The sequence below is a fragment of the Achromobacter sp. 1L-A-4-B-C2 genome (genome assembly GCF_057291955.1).
Map to the genome: position 1 here is coordinate 1 of NZ_JBXAWP010000006.1, position 15591 is coordinate 15591.

Annotated in this window: 12 protein-coding genes and 3 pseudogenes; 5 read left to right on the forward strand and 10 right to left on the reverse strand. The window is 63.7% G+C overall.

Annotation, left to right across the window (positions count from 1 at the left end):
• On the forward strand, nt 1-533 hold a 533-nt coding region (locus tag AC0Z35_RS25120; protein WP_485133288.1), incomplete at its 5' end, for a hypothetical protein.
• Nucleotides 533-1648: a hypothetical protein gene (locus AC0Z35_RS25125; protein WP_485133287.1), complete on the forward strand. Its 1116-nt coding sequence runs from the start codon at nt 533-535 to the stop codon at nt 1646-1648. The genes AC0Z35_RS25120 and AC0Z35_RS25125, both read left to right, overlap by 1 nt.
• 149 nt (nt 1649-1797) lie before the next feature.
• Here AC0Z35_RS25125 and AC0Z35_RS25130 read toward each other — a convergent pair.
• Nucleotides 1798-1995, reverse strand: a pseudogene (locus AC0Z35_RS25130) (LysR substrate-binding domain-containing protein); the annotation flags it as partial.
• Here AC0Z35_RS25130 and AC0Z35_RS25135 point away from each other — a divergent pair.
• A pseudogene (locus AC0Z35_RS25135) lies at nt 1988-2175 on the forward strand (dihydroxy-acid dehydratase domain-containing protein); the annotation flags it as partial. The pseudogenes AC0Z35_RS25130 and AC0Z35_RS25135 overlap by 8 nt on opposite strands.
• Nucleotides 2160-2499: pseudogene (locus tag AC0Z35_RS25140) on the forward strand (FCD domain-containing protein); the annotation flags it as partial. The pseudogenes AC0Z35_RS25135 and AC0Z35_RS25140, both read left to right, overlap by 16 nt.
• 226 nt (nt 2500-2725) lie before the next feature.
• On the opposite strand, the gene icmH reads toward AC0Z35_RS25140, so the two are convergent.
• From icmH to tssB, 9 genes are read right to left on the reverse strand one after another with little or no spacing between them, the layout of a single operon-like run.
• Nucleotides 2726-3553 carry a type IVB secretion system protein IcmH/DotU gene (icmH, locus tag AC0Z35_RS25145; protein WP_485133286.1) on the reverse strand — a complete coding sequence of 276 codons (828 nt, stop codon included), beginning with the start codon at nt 3551-3553 and terminating at the stop codon, nt 2726-2728.
• 1 nt (nt 3554) lies between these two features.
• Nucleotides 3555-4892, reverse strand: a complete 1338-nt coding sequence (tssK, locus tag AC0Z35_RS25150; RefSeq protein ID WP_046807001.1) for a type VI secretion system baseplate subunit TssK — start codon at nt 4890-4892, stop codon at nt 3555-3557.
• Complete coding sequence (gene tssJ, locus AC0Z35_RS25155) at nt 4889-6085, reverse strand: type VI secretion system lipoprotein TssJ (protein ID WP_485133285.1); 1197 nt, start codon at nt 6083-6085, stop codon at nt 4889-4891. The genes tssK and tssJ overlap by 4 nt, the downstream gene beginning before the upstream one ends.
• Nucleotides 6082-7464 carry a type VI secretion system-associated FHA domain protein TagH gene (tagH, locus tag AC0Z35_RS25160; protein ID WP_485133284.1) on the reverse strand — a complete coding sequence of 461 codons (1383 nt, stop codon included), beginning with the start codon at nt 7462-7464 and terminating at the stop codon, nt 6082-6084. The genes tssJ and tagH overlap by 4 nt, the downstream gene beginning before the upstream one ends.
• Entirely contained in the window at nt 7461-8480 is a 1020-nt protein-coding gene (gene tssG / locus AC0Z35_RS25165) for a type VI secretion system baseplate subunit TssG (protein WP_046807007.1), read from the reverse strand. The genes tagH and tssG overlap by 4 nt, the downstream gene beginning before the upstream one ends.
• A complete protein-coding gene (gene tssF, locus AC0Z35_RS25170; protein ID WP_485133283.1) occupies nt 8444-10210 on the reverse strand; it encodes a type VI secretion system baseplate subunit TssF in 1767 nt (588 codons plus the stop codon). The genes tssG and tssF overlap by 37 nt, the downstream gene beginning before the upstream one ends.
• 26 nt (nt 10211-10236) lie before the next feature.
• On the reverse strand, nt 10237-10665 hold the full coding sequence (gene tssE / locus AC0Z35_RS25175; RefSeq protein WP_046806998.1) for a type VI secretion system baseplate subunit TssE: 429 nt from the start codon (nt 10663-10665) through the stop codon (nt 10237-10239).
• 12 nt (nt 10666-10677) lie between these two features.
• On the reverse strand, nt 10678-12156 hold the full coding sequence (gene tssC / locus AC0Z35_RS25180) for a type VI secretion system contractile sheath large subunit (protein ID WP_485133281.1): 1479 nt from the start codon (nt 12154-12156) through the stop codon (nt 10678-10680).
• A gap of 41 nt (nt 12157-12197) precedes the next feature.
• Complete coding sequence (gene tssB / locus AC0Z35_RS25185) at nt 12198-12707, reverse strand: type VI secretion system contractile sheath small subunit (RefSeq protein WP_046806996.1); 510 nt, start codon at nt 12705-12707, stop codon at nt 12198-12200.
• Between the two features lie 246 nt (nt 12708-12953).
• Here tssB and tssH point away from each other — a divergent pair, with 246 nt between their 5' ends.
• The gene (gene tssH, locus AC0Z35_RS25190; protein WP_485133280.1) at nt 12954-15590 is read left to right on the forward strand and encodes a type VI secretion system ATPase TssH; all 2637 of its coding nucleotides are present in this window, start codon (nt 12954-12956) and stop codon (nt 15588-15590) included.
• The last annotated feature ends 1 nt before the right edge of the window (nt 15591 follow it).

Consider the following 15591-nt stretch of genomic DNA (forward strand, 5'->3'; position numbering starts at 1 on the left):
TCACCGGAACGGGAGCGACGGTCTTTCTGGGGCAGCTGAAGCTGGTCGGTGGCGCGTTGGCGGCGGTGGGTGGGGTGGTGTTGATGGGGTATGACCTCAAGGATGGCCTGGGAGCATTGAAAGAAACCAAGCATGAGTTGGCATTTGCCCATTACCTTAGATTCCTGGCCGCTATTGCAATGGTAGGCAGCCAATCCAGCATTGCCTTTGCCGCCGCCGGTCCGATGCTGAAGATCCTGGCAGAGCGAGGAGGAAAATCATACGCGTTGACCTCGCTCCTTCTCGTGGCGGCAAGGGCTTCCTCATTGCTGGGAAGGCCCGCCATGCTCGCACTATTGCGTAGTCTGCTTCTGCGCTGCACGTTGATTGGGATTGCCGCCACCTTAGCTATAGCCGTTTTTGATGACGACGCGCTAGAAAAATGGTGCAAGCGCTCTACCTATCGCGGCGTCGAGTACCAAGGCAACAGCCCGCACAACGCACTGGAGAATGAGTTAGCCGATTTGTACAGCGCCTTGCTGGAGATAATCTGATGTATCTGATGGAATGGATTTTGTGGCTTTCCGTCATCAAATCCGATGCCTGGCTGCAGGAACAGGCGGATGAGAATCCGAACGACCTTGCCAGCAGGCCTTTGGAACCGGTTTATGAGGATCTACTCGTCGCGGAATATGCACGATTGCGTGCCGCGCGATCTGACCACGCCGAATCCAGAAGCCCGGTATATGCCTGCGACAACACCATCCTCGAGATGCGTTGCGGCGCTATGGAAGAAAAGCGGGGATTCATGACTCTCATGTCCGCATTTTTCTTTTGGCCCACTCTTGTCGCCATCGAGGGCATTCCTATACTTTTTACTGAGCCAAACGCTGGCCACTGGAGTATCAGCAAGGCGGCCGTTTTGCTTCTTCTTGTCGTAATGAGCGCAGCATCGCTCTACGTCTACTTCAAATACCTCTTCCGCTTCACCCGCCTGGAGTCCCTTACGTCCCGCCACCTGCTCATTCGATTCAACCGCATCACCCGCCAGGTCTACCTGCACCGCCCCCCCAGTTGCGGCGGTATCGCCGTGCTGCCTTGGGACGACATCCATCACGATGCAGTCCCCGGCGTGAACCTTGTCGTTGGCTGGTACCCGCCCTATTCCCCGCTGCCTTTTCCCAACATGGTTTTCGTCGGCAAGAAAAGCGTCAGCGAATTCGATATGAAAGCCGAATGGGAGTACATCCGCCGCTACATGGATGAAGGCGGTCTGGATGCGGTATCCCCGCCGCGCCTGAGTTCGCACCTGCCTTTGCCTTGGCCCGCCTTCGCGGCGCAGTTCGAGGCGCTGGGCCCGTACCTGCGTCACAGCGGCCCGTTGACCTGGCTTGGAATGCTATTGATATCTCCGGCCCTGCTGGTTATCGGCCTGGGGCATTGGGTGTCGCTCATGTTGTGCTGGCGTCCGCGTTGGCCAAAGATCATTCGGGAAGCCGGCTTGCCCGGCAAGCCGACCCCGCCGTTGACCACCATCGACGACTATCCGCCGGAGGTTCGTGCGGCGCTGCTGGAAAATGCACATCGATGGGTCGTGCGGCCGGGTTCGCCGCCACCACGGCCAAAGCGATTTTCCTTCAAGGGAAGCTGGGAGAACCGCAAGCGCTGACTGCCAGTCGCTTGCCGCTAACCACCAGCAGCCGACGTTGACGCGGCCCCATGTGTGCCCATAAACGCCCCTATCAACGCCCTATCAACGCCCCATCAACGCCCCATCAACGCCCCATCAACGCCAGATCACGACTGAGCAACGCCCCATCACCTCCCCTGCAACGCCAGATATTCCTTCAACGTCCCCACCAACGCCGCCGCCGCTGGCGACAAACTGCGGTTGCGTGACGTGACCAGGCCAATCGACCTTTCCGCAACCGGCCCGATCAGCGGGCGTTGCACGATCCCCGTCTGCGATACCGCGCCGGCGGCGATCTCGGGCAGGGCCGCCACGCCCAAACCGCATGAAAACGCCTTGCGCGTTCTGCTGTCGATCGGCGGGTCCACCAACGGCATCGTGCACCTGACCGCCATCGCCAGCCGCCTGGGTATCGACATCCACCTGGCCGGGCTGGACCGCATCAGCCGCGAAACCCCGTGCTGGTCGACCTGAAGCCGTCGGGCCAGCACTATATGGAAGACTTCCGCGCGAACGCCTGACCGAAGACGAGCTGATGGCGCGCTTTTCCATGAAGCGCCATGCGGTGCGCCAGGTGCTTACCGAGCTGGAACTGTTGGGCGGGGGCGCTGGGCCAGGCCATCGAGGAATACGCCCGCCGCACCCACCCGATCCGCTTCGGCACCCTGGTCGCCGCCGGCCCTCGCGAACGCGCCAGACAAGAACACTGGGCCATGATCCACGCACTGCGCGACGGCGATCGCAAGGCCCTGATGACAGTCTGCCGGGACCATTTGCTGCCCTCGCGCGATGCGTATCTGGCGTCGGAACAAACGCGGCTGCGGGCGTGATGCGCGCCGCAGGCAGGGCCGATGCGGCAAAAGCCCCGGGTTCGGCCCGCCGTGAACGCTCTTGCACAAACGGGTTGATCAGCGTCAGCCGATCGTCGATCGACATCGCGGTTTGCATGTCTTCGGTGTAAAGAATTTCGCTGCCCGCCGCCAGCGCGGCCGCCACGATGACATCGTTGGCGCGCGCAAATTGGCCGCCCCCACGCGCGCGCCCGCGCTCATCAGCCTAGTTCTTCAAGATCCCGTCCAGCGAATGCAGCACGATGTCGGTGGTGCTGCCCAGGCTGAGCGCAAATGCGGCGTATAGGGCGGCCAGCAGTAGCGCGGCGCTGAGCCAGGGCGTCCACCAGGGCCATTGGCGGCCGACGCGATAGCGGCGGGATGCGATGTTGGTGCTGGCGTCTGTCAGCACTTCCGGGGTTTCGCCGCGCAGTTCGCGCAAGGCGCGGTGCAGCTTGACGATGATGGTTTGCAGTGCCTCGTTCTGGTTGTGCTGCAAGCCATACTTGCCTTTGAAGCCCAGGCACAGGCATAGGTATTTGAATTCCAGCACGTCGCGATAGCGCGCGGGGTCCATCATCATGCGCGAAAGGACCGTGAAGAATTTCTCGCCGCCCCAGGTTTCGCTGTGGTTCACGCTTAGCAGCGAGCGTTCCGCCCATGATGAATGCGCGCCCCAGGTCGTGCCCATCACGGCTTCGTCGATAAAGGTGCACAGCGCATAGCGGTACGCCAGCTGCGCGGCGCCGTCGTAGCCATGCTGGCGGATTTCTTCGTCCAGCGCGGATATCTGGTCGCGTACGGTGGCGTAGAGGTCTTGGATGTCGTCGTATTCGCTTAGTTTGCGCAGGCGGATCACCAGGCCGAACAGCGGCAGCGCGCCGTCCACCAAGGGGTTGTAGCCGTGCCCGCGCAGCTGAAAGCCCAGATCTTCGTCGCGGTCGATATGGCCGATGGTGTCGTAGCCGATGCGCGCTTTGTCATTGATTTCGGGCGTGGCGGATGTGCGCAGGAACTTGCCGCTGGGACGCTCGGTGGTGGCGGGGGTCGTCATGTCATTGGCTCCTGATGGCCCACAGTTGCAATTCCATCTCGGGGTAGTCGCCGGCGATGTGCAGGCCGAAACCCGCGGTATCCCGAAGCATCTGCCAGGAAGGATGGCTGCGGTCGAACTGGAAATACGTGAACCCCGCGTGGAACGGCAAATGGCGCGGCGCGACCGGCAACGGCTGCAAGGGGATACCCGGCAGTTGCAGGCTGACCAGTTCGCCCAGCTTTTCCATCGACGCCACCTTGGTCTGCTGCATGAACTGCTGGCGCAACCGGTCCAGCGGCATGCGCGCGCGCACCGCCAGGATGAAGTCGGCGTCCGCATACAGCGCGCGGTCATGCACGGCGGCGGTCAGCACGCCATATTGCTGGCGCTCGATAGGCAGCGAGACGGCGCGCGGCTGCAACACCGTGCTTAGCGCGCGTCGCAGCGTGTCTTCCAGCATCCGGAACGATAGTCGGGGGTCGTCGTGCTGATAGGCCGGAAACTCTTGCGGCAAGCGCCCTTCGTCGGTAAAGGTGACCAGCTCGCCACACGCCTGGCTGAACGCGATGTACAGCTGTTCGGGGTGCACATGGCGCAAGCGGGACAGGTGCAAAAACCACGGATGCAGCCGGTTCAACACCAGCAGCAGGTTGAAGTCGGTGACGTCCGCCACGCCTGCCTGCCCCGGCGAGCCGATGCGTTCGGCAATGTTCTTGGCGCGTTCCCGCATCAGGCCCGCGATCTCGCCCAGGTAACGCTTGAGCGGCGGAATGGCGTTCAGCGACATGCCGGTGGGGTAGAACGCGTCGTCCAACAGCAAGCTGCCGTCCGGGCGCCGATCCAGCAATCGGCACAGCGCCACGCCGGTAAACGCGCTGCGGTCCTCGCGCTCAAGCGTCAGCTGAAGGTTGGGCGCGGCCAGGTCCATCGACACGTAATCGCCTTCCTGGCTGTGCGTGTCGCGCACCTCTTCGCTGCGCGTCACGTAGCGTGCCTTGGCATAGGTGTCCGGCCATTGCACTTCCAGCACCCCGTCCGAACGCAGCGGCAGGGTCAGGTAGACGGTCTGGTTGACGGACGACGTATCGGTGATGGCCAGCGGCACGGGCGGCGGCTGGTCGTTGGGGATATCGAACACCGTGCCGTCCGGCATCACGCCTCGGGCCCGCACGATGGCGATTTTGCCGAAGCTCAGGTATTCCTGGTTCAGCTCCAGTTCGCTCAGCCCATAAAGGTGTTCGCTGACCCCGCCGATGCGTTGGTTCGCGTGGTGTTCCAGGGCGCGGGCCTGCTGCTGAAAGTGCTGGGGCTTGACGAACAGCCCTTCGTTCCAGATGACGGGGTTGCGTGTAGTCATGGTTGGGATCTCGGTTGCGACGCGCGAAAGCTCTCATCGACAATGCCGACGCGGTTGCCGTGCAACGTCATCAACAGCGCGTAGCGGCGGCCATTGGGTTCCAGTCGGAAAGCCTGCTTCCATACCGCGCCGTTCTGATCGTGGAAGTCGGCCACGATGGCGACGTAGCGGGCGTCTTTATCGATGCGGGCAAAGTCGATGAATTTGAACTGGCCCGGCTGCAACACATAGTCGTCCTGGCTGATATAGGTGCTGCCCAGCGCCTTTTTCAAATCCTTGGCCAGTTGCTCCGGGTCCGCGTTCAGCAGCAGCGAATCGTCTTTCAGTTGCAGCACCCTGAAGGCGATGGGGGTCGCGGCGCCGCGCGGCGGCGGGGCGGGATCGGCCGGAGGCAGGCTGGCCCCTCGGCTGTACTGGCCCAGCCCAAGGCCCAGGCCTGTGCCGGTACTCGAACCCGTGCCCGTGTCACCGCCCGCGCCGGAACCCAGGTCGCGCGCGCCCCCCATCGACGCCATCGCGCCGGGCGCTTCGGTCGCCGGCGCGCTGGCCAAGCCACCGCCCAGCGGCAAGGGCACGCCTGAAAAGCCCTGCTCCAGCACGTGCCGCCCGGAACCAAATTGCCGCCCCGGCAGGTAGTGCGCCGAAATGCCCGGCGGCACCGTCAGGTCGCGCGTGACGACGGCGCCCGTCGACGGACCGGACGCAGGCACGGACTTGGGCGGTGCATGGCTTGCCACACCCTCCACGCCCTGCGCGTCCGCCACGTCCGCCACCTCCGTCCCCTGCGCCACCTCGGCCGGATCACGCCATAACTTGGACGACCCGGTATCCACGCGCCGCAAGGGGTGCAAGGACGGGCGCCCCTCTTCCAGTTCCTCAAGCAGGCTGCGCAGGCTTTCGATCAGCTCCTGGCGGTCGCCGCTTTTCAGCTTGACCTCAAGCGGCCCTTCCTCACGGTTGGACGCGGGGTCCGGCCCGGTATCGGCGCTGTCGTCCGGCATGCTGGCGGGGTTGGGGTTGACGTCGGCGGCGGCGTACAGGCTCAGGCCGACCAGCGAGGGCTGCTCATCGGGTGGCCCGATCGGAATGGACGGGTCCATCAGAATCTGCCCCGTCTTGGACAGCACATCGCCCACCGTGCCGCAGGCAGTCACCAGCGTCGACAGCAAGACAACGACAACAAGCCGCTTCATTCGGCCTCCGCCCGCAACACCCGGTCGTACGCCTGCTCGAACACGTCCCAGAACAGTTTTTCAAAGCCGCGTTGGCGTGTGGATGCCAGCTCGTCGTAGTAGTGCGTGTACATGCCCCAGGCCCAGCCATCGCCGCCGCCCGCGTCCGATGCCTGGTCGGGGCGGTAACGGTTGAAGCGTTGCAGCAGCAGCGCCGGCGCCAGGCTGCGCAATACCGCGTCCAACCCGGCCTGGATCGCCAGCGTGACCGCGCCGTGGTGCGCGTGCAACTGCGCCAGGCTTTCGTCGACCGCCGCCTTGGGCGACAGGTGCACCACGCTGCGATCGGTGGCGAACATGGCGCGCACCGTGTCGGGATAGCTCAGGCCCAGTCGCAAGGGGTTGTCTTCAATCGGTTGCAGGCTGCGGCCCAACAGGCGCCGTGGCTGCGCGGCGTCCGATTGCTCAGCGTAGACCCGGGCGATGCCGCGAATGGCGGCATTAAGCGCCTGCCCGGCCTCGTGCAACAGCGCCTGTCCGGCCTGCGCGTCCAGCGGCCCCAGCGGCACCTCCAGCCCTTGCATCAACAGCTCGGCGGCCTCGGTCGGATCGCCCACCATGGCCTGCCGGTTGTTCAGGCGATACGGTTGGGGCGATGGTTTATGCAGGGACTTCGGCATGGAAACTTCTCCGGGAAATGGCAAGGGAGAGCCGGTCACGGGCGACCCCGTCACGGCTTCGAATCGCGTGGTGGCAAGGTCTGCCTGGGTCGGCGCGGCCGAGCCGCCGCGGCGCACATCCCACGGTTCCATCACCACGGGAGGCGACGCGGCGGCGCGCTCGGCGGCATCCAGCGCCCGCAAGGGGTCGCTGTCGGCACGCGCGTCAAACGGTGTGCTCAGCGCCAGAAAGTCCGCGTCCACAGGCGCTGGCGCGGCGTCTTGTTCAAACACGTAGGAACCGGCGGGCAAGTCGTCATGGCCGCTGGACTCGCCTTCCAGGATCTCGCCTACCCCGTACTGCGCCAGGTGCCGCGCCGGGTCCAGCAATTCCTGGTGCGGATGATTCAGGTGCACGGTGATGTGGTACGGCCCTATGTGCAGGACGTCGCCGTCACGCAGCTTGGCGGCGACCATCTTGCCCAGCGGCGCATCGGCATCGTTCACGCGCGTCTGGCCGCTGCGGTCCACGACGCAAAAGGCGGCATCGCGAAAGACGATTTCGCTGTGAATCGGGTCGACGCGTCCGCTCTTGTCGGGCAGCGTCCAATCGGCGCCACGTCCCCCTATCGTGCCGCCGGCGGCGTCAAAACTGTGACGCGGCTTGCTGCCGTGAATCAGGGATCCGGGATTGGCGACAACAAGCGCCAACGCCGTGAGCGAGGTTGCGGTAGCGGTCATAGACGGGCCTTGATACGAACGGTGAATGGTCGGCGCGCCGCCGTGTGCTGGACAAAGCTGGTCCAGCCCAGGTGGGCGCCGGTGTCGCGTCCCAGGTTGAAGGGCGGCACCTGGTCATGCCGCAAGCCCAGCTCCAGGTCATAGGCGGCGGGGTCGCGCAACAGGAAGTCGATCAGCTTGCGCAGTCGTTCGAAGTTCTCGCCGCTGGGCAGGAATTCCCGGAACCGCGCCTGATCCAGATCGCCGATCACAATGGAGAACTTGCTGTAGCGCGTGCGCACCCGCCCGCCCACCACGAAGCTGTCGCCCAGCACCCCGTTGCGGCGTCCAAGCCGCAAGCGCTGGCTGTCCGCCACATGCATGTAGCGCTGCTCGAACTCGCGCACGCCCACGTGCTTCAGGTCAAAGCAATGCGCGACAATGCCCGACACCACCTGCGGTGAGCGGCTGCGGCTGGCGATAACGCCGGCAAAACTCAACAGCCGGCTCCAGGGGATAGGCGTGGCGCCGCGCAGTTCGACGTCGCCCAGGCCCACCATGGCAAACACATAGCGAGAAAACCGATCCCGCGCTTCCCGCCGGAACCTGACGTAGTAGCGGTATTTGCGCCACGCCTGATGCAGCAGCGTCAACAACCGATGGTTGAAAAAATCCAGAAACGCCGGGCGGATGCCCACGCCTTGGCCGTACTCGTAGGCCAGCCGGTCCAGGTAGTGGCCGGGCAACGGCGAGTCCGGCCCGTGCAGGCCGAAGAACGTGGCCTGCACGTGGTAGTCGGCGCGCGCGCCGGCAGGCATGCGTTCGGCCAACGCCACGTCCGATGCGGGAAACCCCAGCCCCGCGTAGCTGCTCAGGCGCACACGCTGGCGCTCGGGCTCGTGGCTATCCCGGGACTCCAGGTCATCGTCATGCAGGCCGTGCAGTTGCTCCAGCAACCGGAAGAAGTCGTAGTTCTTCGCATCGGCCAGCAAATGGTCCGCTAGATCAGCGGTTGTCTTCCTGTTTGCATCGGCCATTCGTAGTGCTCGTTGTTACCGGTGTTGGCGGCTTCCAGCAGGTGGAAGGAATTGATGCTGGCGTACAAGGCAAAGAAGTGGCTTAACACCGTGCCGAACAGATACAGATCGCCCTCGCAGAGAAACGCGGCGGGATCCAGCTTGAGCCGCGTCTTCAGGCCACGTATCGGCAAGCCCTTCATGAGCAGGTCGGTGGGTTGCGTGACGGCGTCGCCGATTCCGTCCAGCCGCTTGCTGCCGGCGCGCGCATGCTGGATGTCATGCAAGGCCGCGAAGTCATAGGCACGCAAGACAGCCTTCAGCGGTTCGGTGGACAGCAGCGACAGATAATTCAGCGACAGGTTTGAAATCAGCGTCCACTGCAACGCGCCGTCCAATACCGGCCGGTACGGCGCGGTCGGGCGCACGATGTTGCTGTAGGTGGCGAACGTGGGCGTCGTCTGCGTCTGCACGCAGATATCGCCCACGCCCAATGCCAGCGGCAAGTCTCGATTGGTGCACGTCAGCGCCAGCGAGACGGTTTCGTCTTCGTCGATGTAGTCGGTTTCGTCGCCACGGATAAACGCAATGCGATGCGCGACGCCCTGCTCGCCGATGGCGTTTTCGATGCGGCTGCGGTAGTACAGCGCGTGGCGACCGCGTGCGTGTTCGATTTCGTGTTGCAGCGATTCAAACGGATGAAACGTGCGCAGGTAGCGGCCGCGCTTGCCTTCGGCGACTCTCTGCCAGCCAGTGACTTCGTCGATGCTGAATATTTCGCACGCGTCGGCGCGGTGGCCGCCGGGCAACAACCGCTGGTCCACCGCGCGCCCATTCAGGTTGATCGGCTCGGCATCCTGCTCGAACAGATTCACCGCCGGCGCGCAATACAAGGCCAGATCACCGATGCGCAGCCGGATGTCGGCGGGCATGGGTCGCGTGAAATGGAATTCCAGCCGCACGCGTTCGGTCGTGGCCTCGGGCCACAACGAGCGCAGCGCATTCAGGCTGAAGAAAAGGAAGCGACGCGGAAAAATGAAATATTCCTGAAGGATGCGATACCCGTCGAAGACATTCCTGGGATACGGCAGCAGCGATTCTTCGGGCGCAAAACCGGGAAACGTAACCTGCCGGGGCGCGAGCATGCGCGTCTGCCCCCCGGCTTCCAGGCGGATTTCGCCCAGGTAGCAAGACAGCCACAGGTACAGCGTCATGGCGGTGGTGTCGTCGCCCGACAGATGAAAATCCAGTTTGTCGCAGTCGAAGGTATCGATGGCGTTTCCCGCCAGCGGCGCCAGATCGACGCGCATGATGGATTTCTCACGCGTATGCGCATCGCTGACCTCGACGATTTCCAGCGGATAGATCACCACATCCGTGCTGGTACGAAACTGGCACCGGTTGCCATCGACCGGCCGCGACAGCACGCGCGTGCCCTTCGGAATCACCTGCCGCGTCGTGATCGCGCGTTCGACCGGGTTGAACCGCATGATGGTCGCGCTGGGCAAGGGCCGCAGGTAATTCGGCCAAAGCAGTTGCAGCAGCGAATGGGTAAGTTCGGGTAGGTCGTCTTCGATCTTCAGGCGCAGCTTGGCCGTCAGGAATGCAAAGCCCTCTAGCAGCCGTTCCACGTCAGGGTCGGCGGCCTCGTCCCCCAAAAACTGCGACAGCTGTGGGTTGTCACGCGCGAACTCGCGTCCAAGCCGCCGCAGGTAATCGATCTCTTCGCGAAATTTTCCTCGCAACGGCATGTCGTCCCGCCTCCGTGGCACCGCGCTCAAACAACCCGGGCGTACCGGTCCTGATGGTGAATCACCAGATCGATCTCCACTTGTTCTTCGTGGTTCATGACCGGCACCAGGCATTCCAGCCTGAAGTTCAAACTAAGGGGTTGGGCAGGGTCCGGCCGCGAATGCACATGCAGGACCTTGATGCGCGGTTCAAAAGCCAGAACCGACGCGCGGATGTCCTGGCTGACGTGCGCGAGCAAGTCGGCGCTGCCCATCGCGGCGTCGTTGAAATCATGCAGCCCCAGCTCGGGGCTGCTCATCGAGCAGCCCCGCCGGCTATTGAGGATGCGTTCCAGGTGACGTTTGATGGCGTGGATACGTTCGGCGGCCAGCTCCTGCCGGGAACGGGTGCGCCGGGGCTGGGCGTCCGGCACCAGCCGTTCGAACAAACTGCCCTGCCCCCGCGACCTGGGCATCCGCCTGCCCCTTTATTCCTTGTCCAGCCTGCCAACCAGCGACAGCTCGAAGTTGGCGCCCATGTACTTGAAGTGCGGACGCACCACCAGCGACACCTGGTACCAACCGGGATTGCCATCGATGTCCTGCACCAGGACCTTGGCGGCGCGCAGCGGGCGACGGCTGCGCACATCGGCGGACGGGCTTTCCTGGTCGGCGATGTACTGCCGCAGCCACGTGTTCAGTTCGCGCTCCAGATCCTGGCGTTCTTTCCAGCTGCCGATCTGCTCGCGCTGCAACACCTTGATGTAGTGCGCCAGGCGGTTGACGATGAACATGTACGGCAGCTGCGTGCCCAGCTTGAAGTTGGTCTGCGCGGCCTGGCCTTCCGGCGTCTTTTGGAACAGCTTGGGCTTTTGCACCGAGTTGGCCGAGAAGAACGCGGCGTTGTCGCTGTCCTTGCGCATCGTCAGCGCGATGAAGCCCTCTTCGGCAAGCTCGAATTCCTTGCGGTCCGAGATCAGCACTTCGGTGGGAATCTTGGCCTGCAACTGACCCAGCGATTCGTACAGGTGCACCGGCAGGTCGTCCACTGCGCCGCCCGACAAGGGGCCGATGATGTTGGGGCACCAGCGGTACTTGGCAAAGCTGTCGGTGATGCGGCTGGCCAGCAGGTACGACGTGTTGCCCCACAAGTAGTTCTCATGAGCCCCGTCGATGGTTTCGCGGTAGTTGAAACTGTTGACGGGATTTTCCAGCGGGTCGTACGGTTGGCGCAGCAGGAAGCGCGGCATCGTCAGGCCCAGGTAGCGCGCGTCTTCGGATTCGCGCAGGCCGCGCCACTTGGTAAAGCGCGGGCCTTCGAAGATGTCTCGCACTTCCTTCAGGTTGGGCAGTTCCTGGAAGCTCTTGATGTTCAGGAACTCTGCCCCGGCCGCGGCCAGGAACGGCGCGTGCGACATGGCGCCCACGGAAGCCACATAGGCAAGCAGCTTGATGTCGGGCGACGACGGGCCGAACGTGTAATTGCTGACGATGGTAGCCACCGGCTCGCCGCCGAACTGGCCGTAGCCAGCCGTGTAGACCTGCTTGTACAGGCCGCTGCGCGTGATGTCGCCGGCGCTTTCAAAGTCTTCCAGCATTTCGTCTTTGGTGACGTGCAGGACTTCGATCTTGATGTTCTCGCGAAAATCGGTGCGGTCCACCAGCAGCTTCAGGCCGCGCCAGGCCGACTCCAGCTCTTGCAATGGCGCCTGGTGCAGGATGGCGTCCATTTGCAGACCCAGCTTGCGATCGATCTGCGCAATCATCTGGTCGACCAGCTGCTTGTTGACCTGTTGTTGCGGCTCTTGCGTTCGTAGAATTTCCGAGATGAACGCGGCAACCCCGCGCTCGGCCACGGCATAGCCTTCGTGACTGGGTTCGATGCGGGTCTGGGCCATGATCTGCTCCAGCAACCCGATCGACGGCTTATCTTCCAACTTGGCGGCGGCTTGGGCCTTCATGCTCATATCCTTTGATTGCGGTTTGGCATTGCGACAGCAAGGGCGGCTTACGCGGCCGGCTTGTCCAACACAAGGTTCAGTTCCTTGGCCAGCGCCGTGCGCGCCTTGTCATCGGCCAACAGCGTCTGCAACTGTTTGCGAAACGCCGGCACGTTGCCCAGCGGGCCCTTAAGCGCCACCAACGCTTCGCGCAGGTCCAGCAGCTTGTTCAGCTCGGGCACCTGCCGGGCGATGGCGTCAGGCGCGAAGTCCTTCATGCGCTTGAAGTTCAGCGACACGTTCAGCGTGTCGTCTTCCTGCCCGGCCTCGCCCAAGCGCGAAGGCACCTGCATCGTCAGGGCCAGGCCGGCTTCGCCCATCACGTCGTCAAAGTTGTCCTTGTCGATGCGAACGGCCTGGCGCTCTTCCAACGCCGTCTCTTCACCGTGGCCTTTGAAGTCGCCGGTGATCAGCATCTTCAACGGCAATTCCACTTCGGCTTGCTGGTCGCCGGTGGCGGGCACGTACTTGATGTTGATCCGTTCCGGCGGGGCGACGGAGACCGATTTCTTCGACATGAAAGCTCCTGTTGTGAATAAGACAAACCACTCGGGGCTACCGCGATAAGTAGTGCTGGGATGCTAAGAGCGTGCGATACGAAGTCGCAATAGGACGAATAAGAAAACGCCGGAACATTCGCGAACGTGGGCTTTTCGACTTAGTAGTAACCGCGATATTTATGTCTTTCTGATTCCTCCTATGGAAATAAAAACCGCGCCATGGTGTCGTTGCGGATTACTTCTTTGTTCGAAAGTGTGTGAGTCATGATCAGAATTGATCTCTCTTCCCTCATCGATCGCTTGAACCCCATCTGCCGCCAGGCGGTCGAAGAAGCCGCCAGCCTGTGCATCAGCCAGCATTGCGCCGAAATCACCGTCGCGCATGTGCTGACCAAGCTGGTGGATCAGCCGCTGTCCGACATGCGCGTGCTGATCCAGCACGCCGGCCTTGACGCCGATTCCGTGCGGCAGGCGCTTGCCGGCGGCAATCCTTATCACGAGGCCACGCCGGGGCAATACCCCAGCTTTTCTCCGCTGCTGATCGAATGGCTGCAAGAGGCCTGGCTGCTGGCGTCGCTTGAACTTGCACAGGTCAAGCTGCGCGGCGGCAGTCTGGCGCTGGCCGCGCTGTTGAACCCAGGGCGCTACCTGCCATTGGCCGCCATCACCCTGTTCGAACACGTCAACCGCGAAGCGCTGCGCAAAACGTTCAACACCCTGTTCGCGCAGTCGGCGGAATCGCCCGGTCCCGGGGCGGACGCGCGCGCCACGCCGATCGATGGCGACGACACGGCCCTTGCCAGATACGGGCACGACTTCACCGCGCAGGCCCGCGCGGGCACGGTTGACCCGGTGCTGTGCCGCGACGCCGAAATCGACTTGATGATCGACATCCTTTCCCGGCGTCGCAAGAACAACCCCATCGTGGTGGGCGACGCGGGCGTGGGCAAAAGCGCGGTGGTGGAAGGGCTGGCGCTGCGCATCGTGCAGCAGCGTGTGCCCGAACCATTGCGTCATGTTGCGCTGTGGGGCCTGGACCTGGGCGCGTTGCAGGCAGGCGCGTCGGTCAAGGGCGAATTCGAAAAGCGCTTGAAAAGCGTCATTGACCAGGTCAAGGCGTCGGCGGGCCGCATCGTCCTGTTCATTGACGAAGCCCATACGCTGATCGGCGCGGGTAATGTGGCCGGCGGCAGCGATGCCGCCAACTTGCTCAAGCCCGCCCTGGCGCGCGGCGAGCTACGCACCATCGCCGCCACCACATGGTCGGAATACAAAAAGTACTTTGAAAAAGACCCCGCGCTGACGCGCCGCTTTCAGCTGGTGAAGCTGGAAGAGCCCACCCAGGAACAAGCGGTGCATATTCTTCGCGGCTTGCGGGCGACCTACGAACAGGCGCATCGGGTCTACATCGGGGATGACGCCTTGCGGGCCGCCGTCAGCCTGTCCGCGCGTTACCTGTCCGGCCGTCAACTTCCCGACAAGGCCATCGATGTGCTGGACACCGCCAGCGCACGCGTTGCGACCGCGCTGGCCGAACCCCCTCGCCGCTTGACCGCGCTGGAACACGAGCAGATGCAGATCACGGCGGAACTGGCCCAGTTGCGGCGCGATGCGCGCGCGGGCCGCACGCCCGACCCGCGTCGCATTGCCCAGCTTGAAACGGATGGCGTGGCCGTGGCCGAGCGCATGGTGGCGCTGCAACAGGCATGGGAGCGCCAACAGGCGCTGGTGGACAAGATCCTGGGCCTGCGCGCCGCGCTGCCGTCGCAAGACGCGGTCGCGGATACCCTGGTCGCGGATGGCGCTGTTGCGGATGGCGCAGTCGCAGATGGCGACGGCTCGCGCGATGGCGACGTGCTGGCCGCCACTGTCGCTGAACTTCACCACCTGCAACGCGATGGCGCGCTGCTGCACGCCGACGTCGGCCACGAACAGATCGCACAAGTCATCGCCGACTGGACCGGCATCCCCGCCACCACCATCAGCCGTGGCCAGATGGAACGGCTGACGCAATTGCCCGACGTTCTGCGCGCGCGCATCAAGGGCCAGGACGCGGCCATCGACCGCATCCACAAGCACCTGTTGACCGCCATGGCCGACCTGCGCCGGCCCGGCACGCCCTTGGGCGCATTTCTGCTGGCCGGCCCCAGCGGGGTGGGCAAGACCGAAACGGCGCTGGCGCTGGCCGACGCGCTCTTTGGCGGCAGGCAGTTCCTGACGACGATCAACATGTCGGAATTCCAGGAACGGCACACCGTGTCGCGGCTGCTGGGCGCCCCGCCCGGCTATGTCGGGTACGGCGAAGGCGGCGTGTTGACCGAAGCCATCCGGCGTCAGCCCTATTCCATTGTGCTGCTGGACGAAGTGGAAAAGGCCCACCCCGAAGTCATGAGCCTGTTCTACCAGGCCTTCGACAAAGGCGAGCTTGCCGACGGCGAAGGCCGCCAGATCGACTGCAAGAACGTGTTGTTCTTCCTGACTTCGAACCTGGGCTTCGACCAACAGGACGGGCAGCTTGCCGACCTGTCCGAAGACGCCTTGCGCGCCCGCTTGGGCGCCTTCTTCAAGCCCGCTCTGCTTGCGCGGATGCAGCTGGTTCCCTACCAGTACCTGGGCGAAGACGTGCTGGACCAGATCATCCATAGCCGCCTTGAGCGCCTGCGCGTGCAGTTTGCCGCCCGCTACGACGCCACCCTGGACATTACGGCAAGCGCCCGCGACGAGTTGCGCGGACGCTGCATCCGCCACGAAAACGGTGCGCGCCTGCTCGACGCCAGCATCGACGGCGAACTGCTGCCGCCGCTGTCATTAGCCGTGCTGCGGCGGCTGGCCACGGGCGAGTCCATTGGCGGCGCGCATCTGCATTGGGCCGAGGGCGCATTCACCGCCCAATTGCATTGAG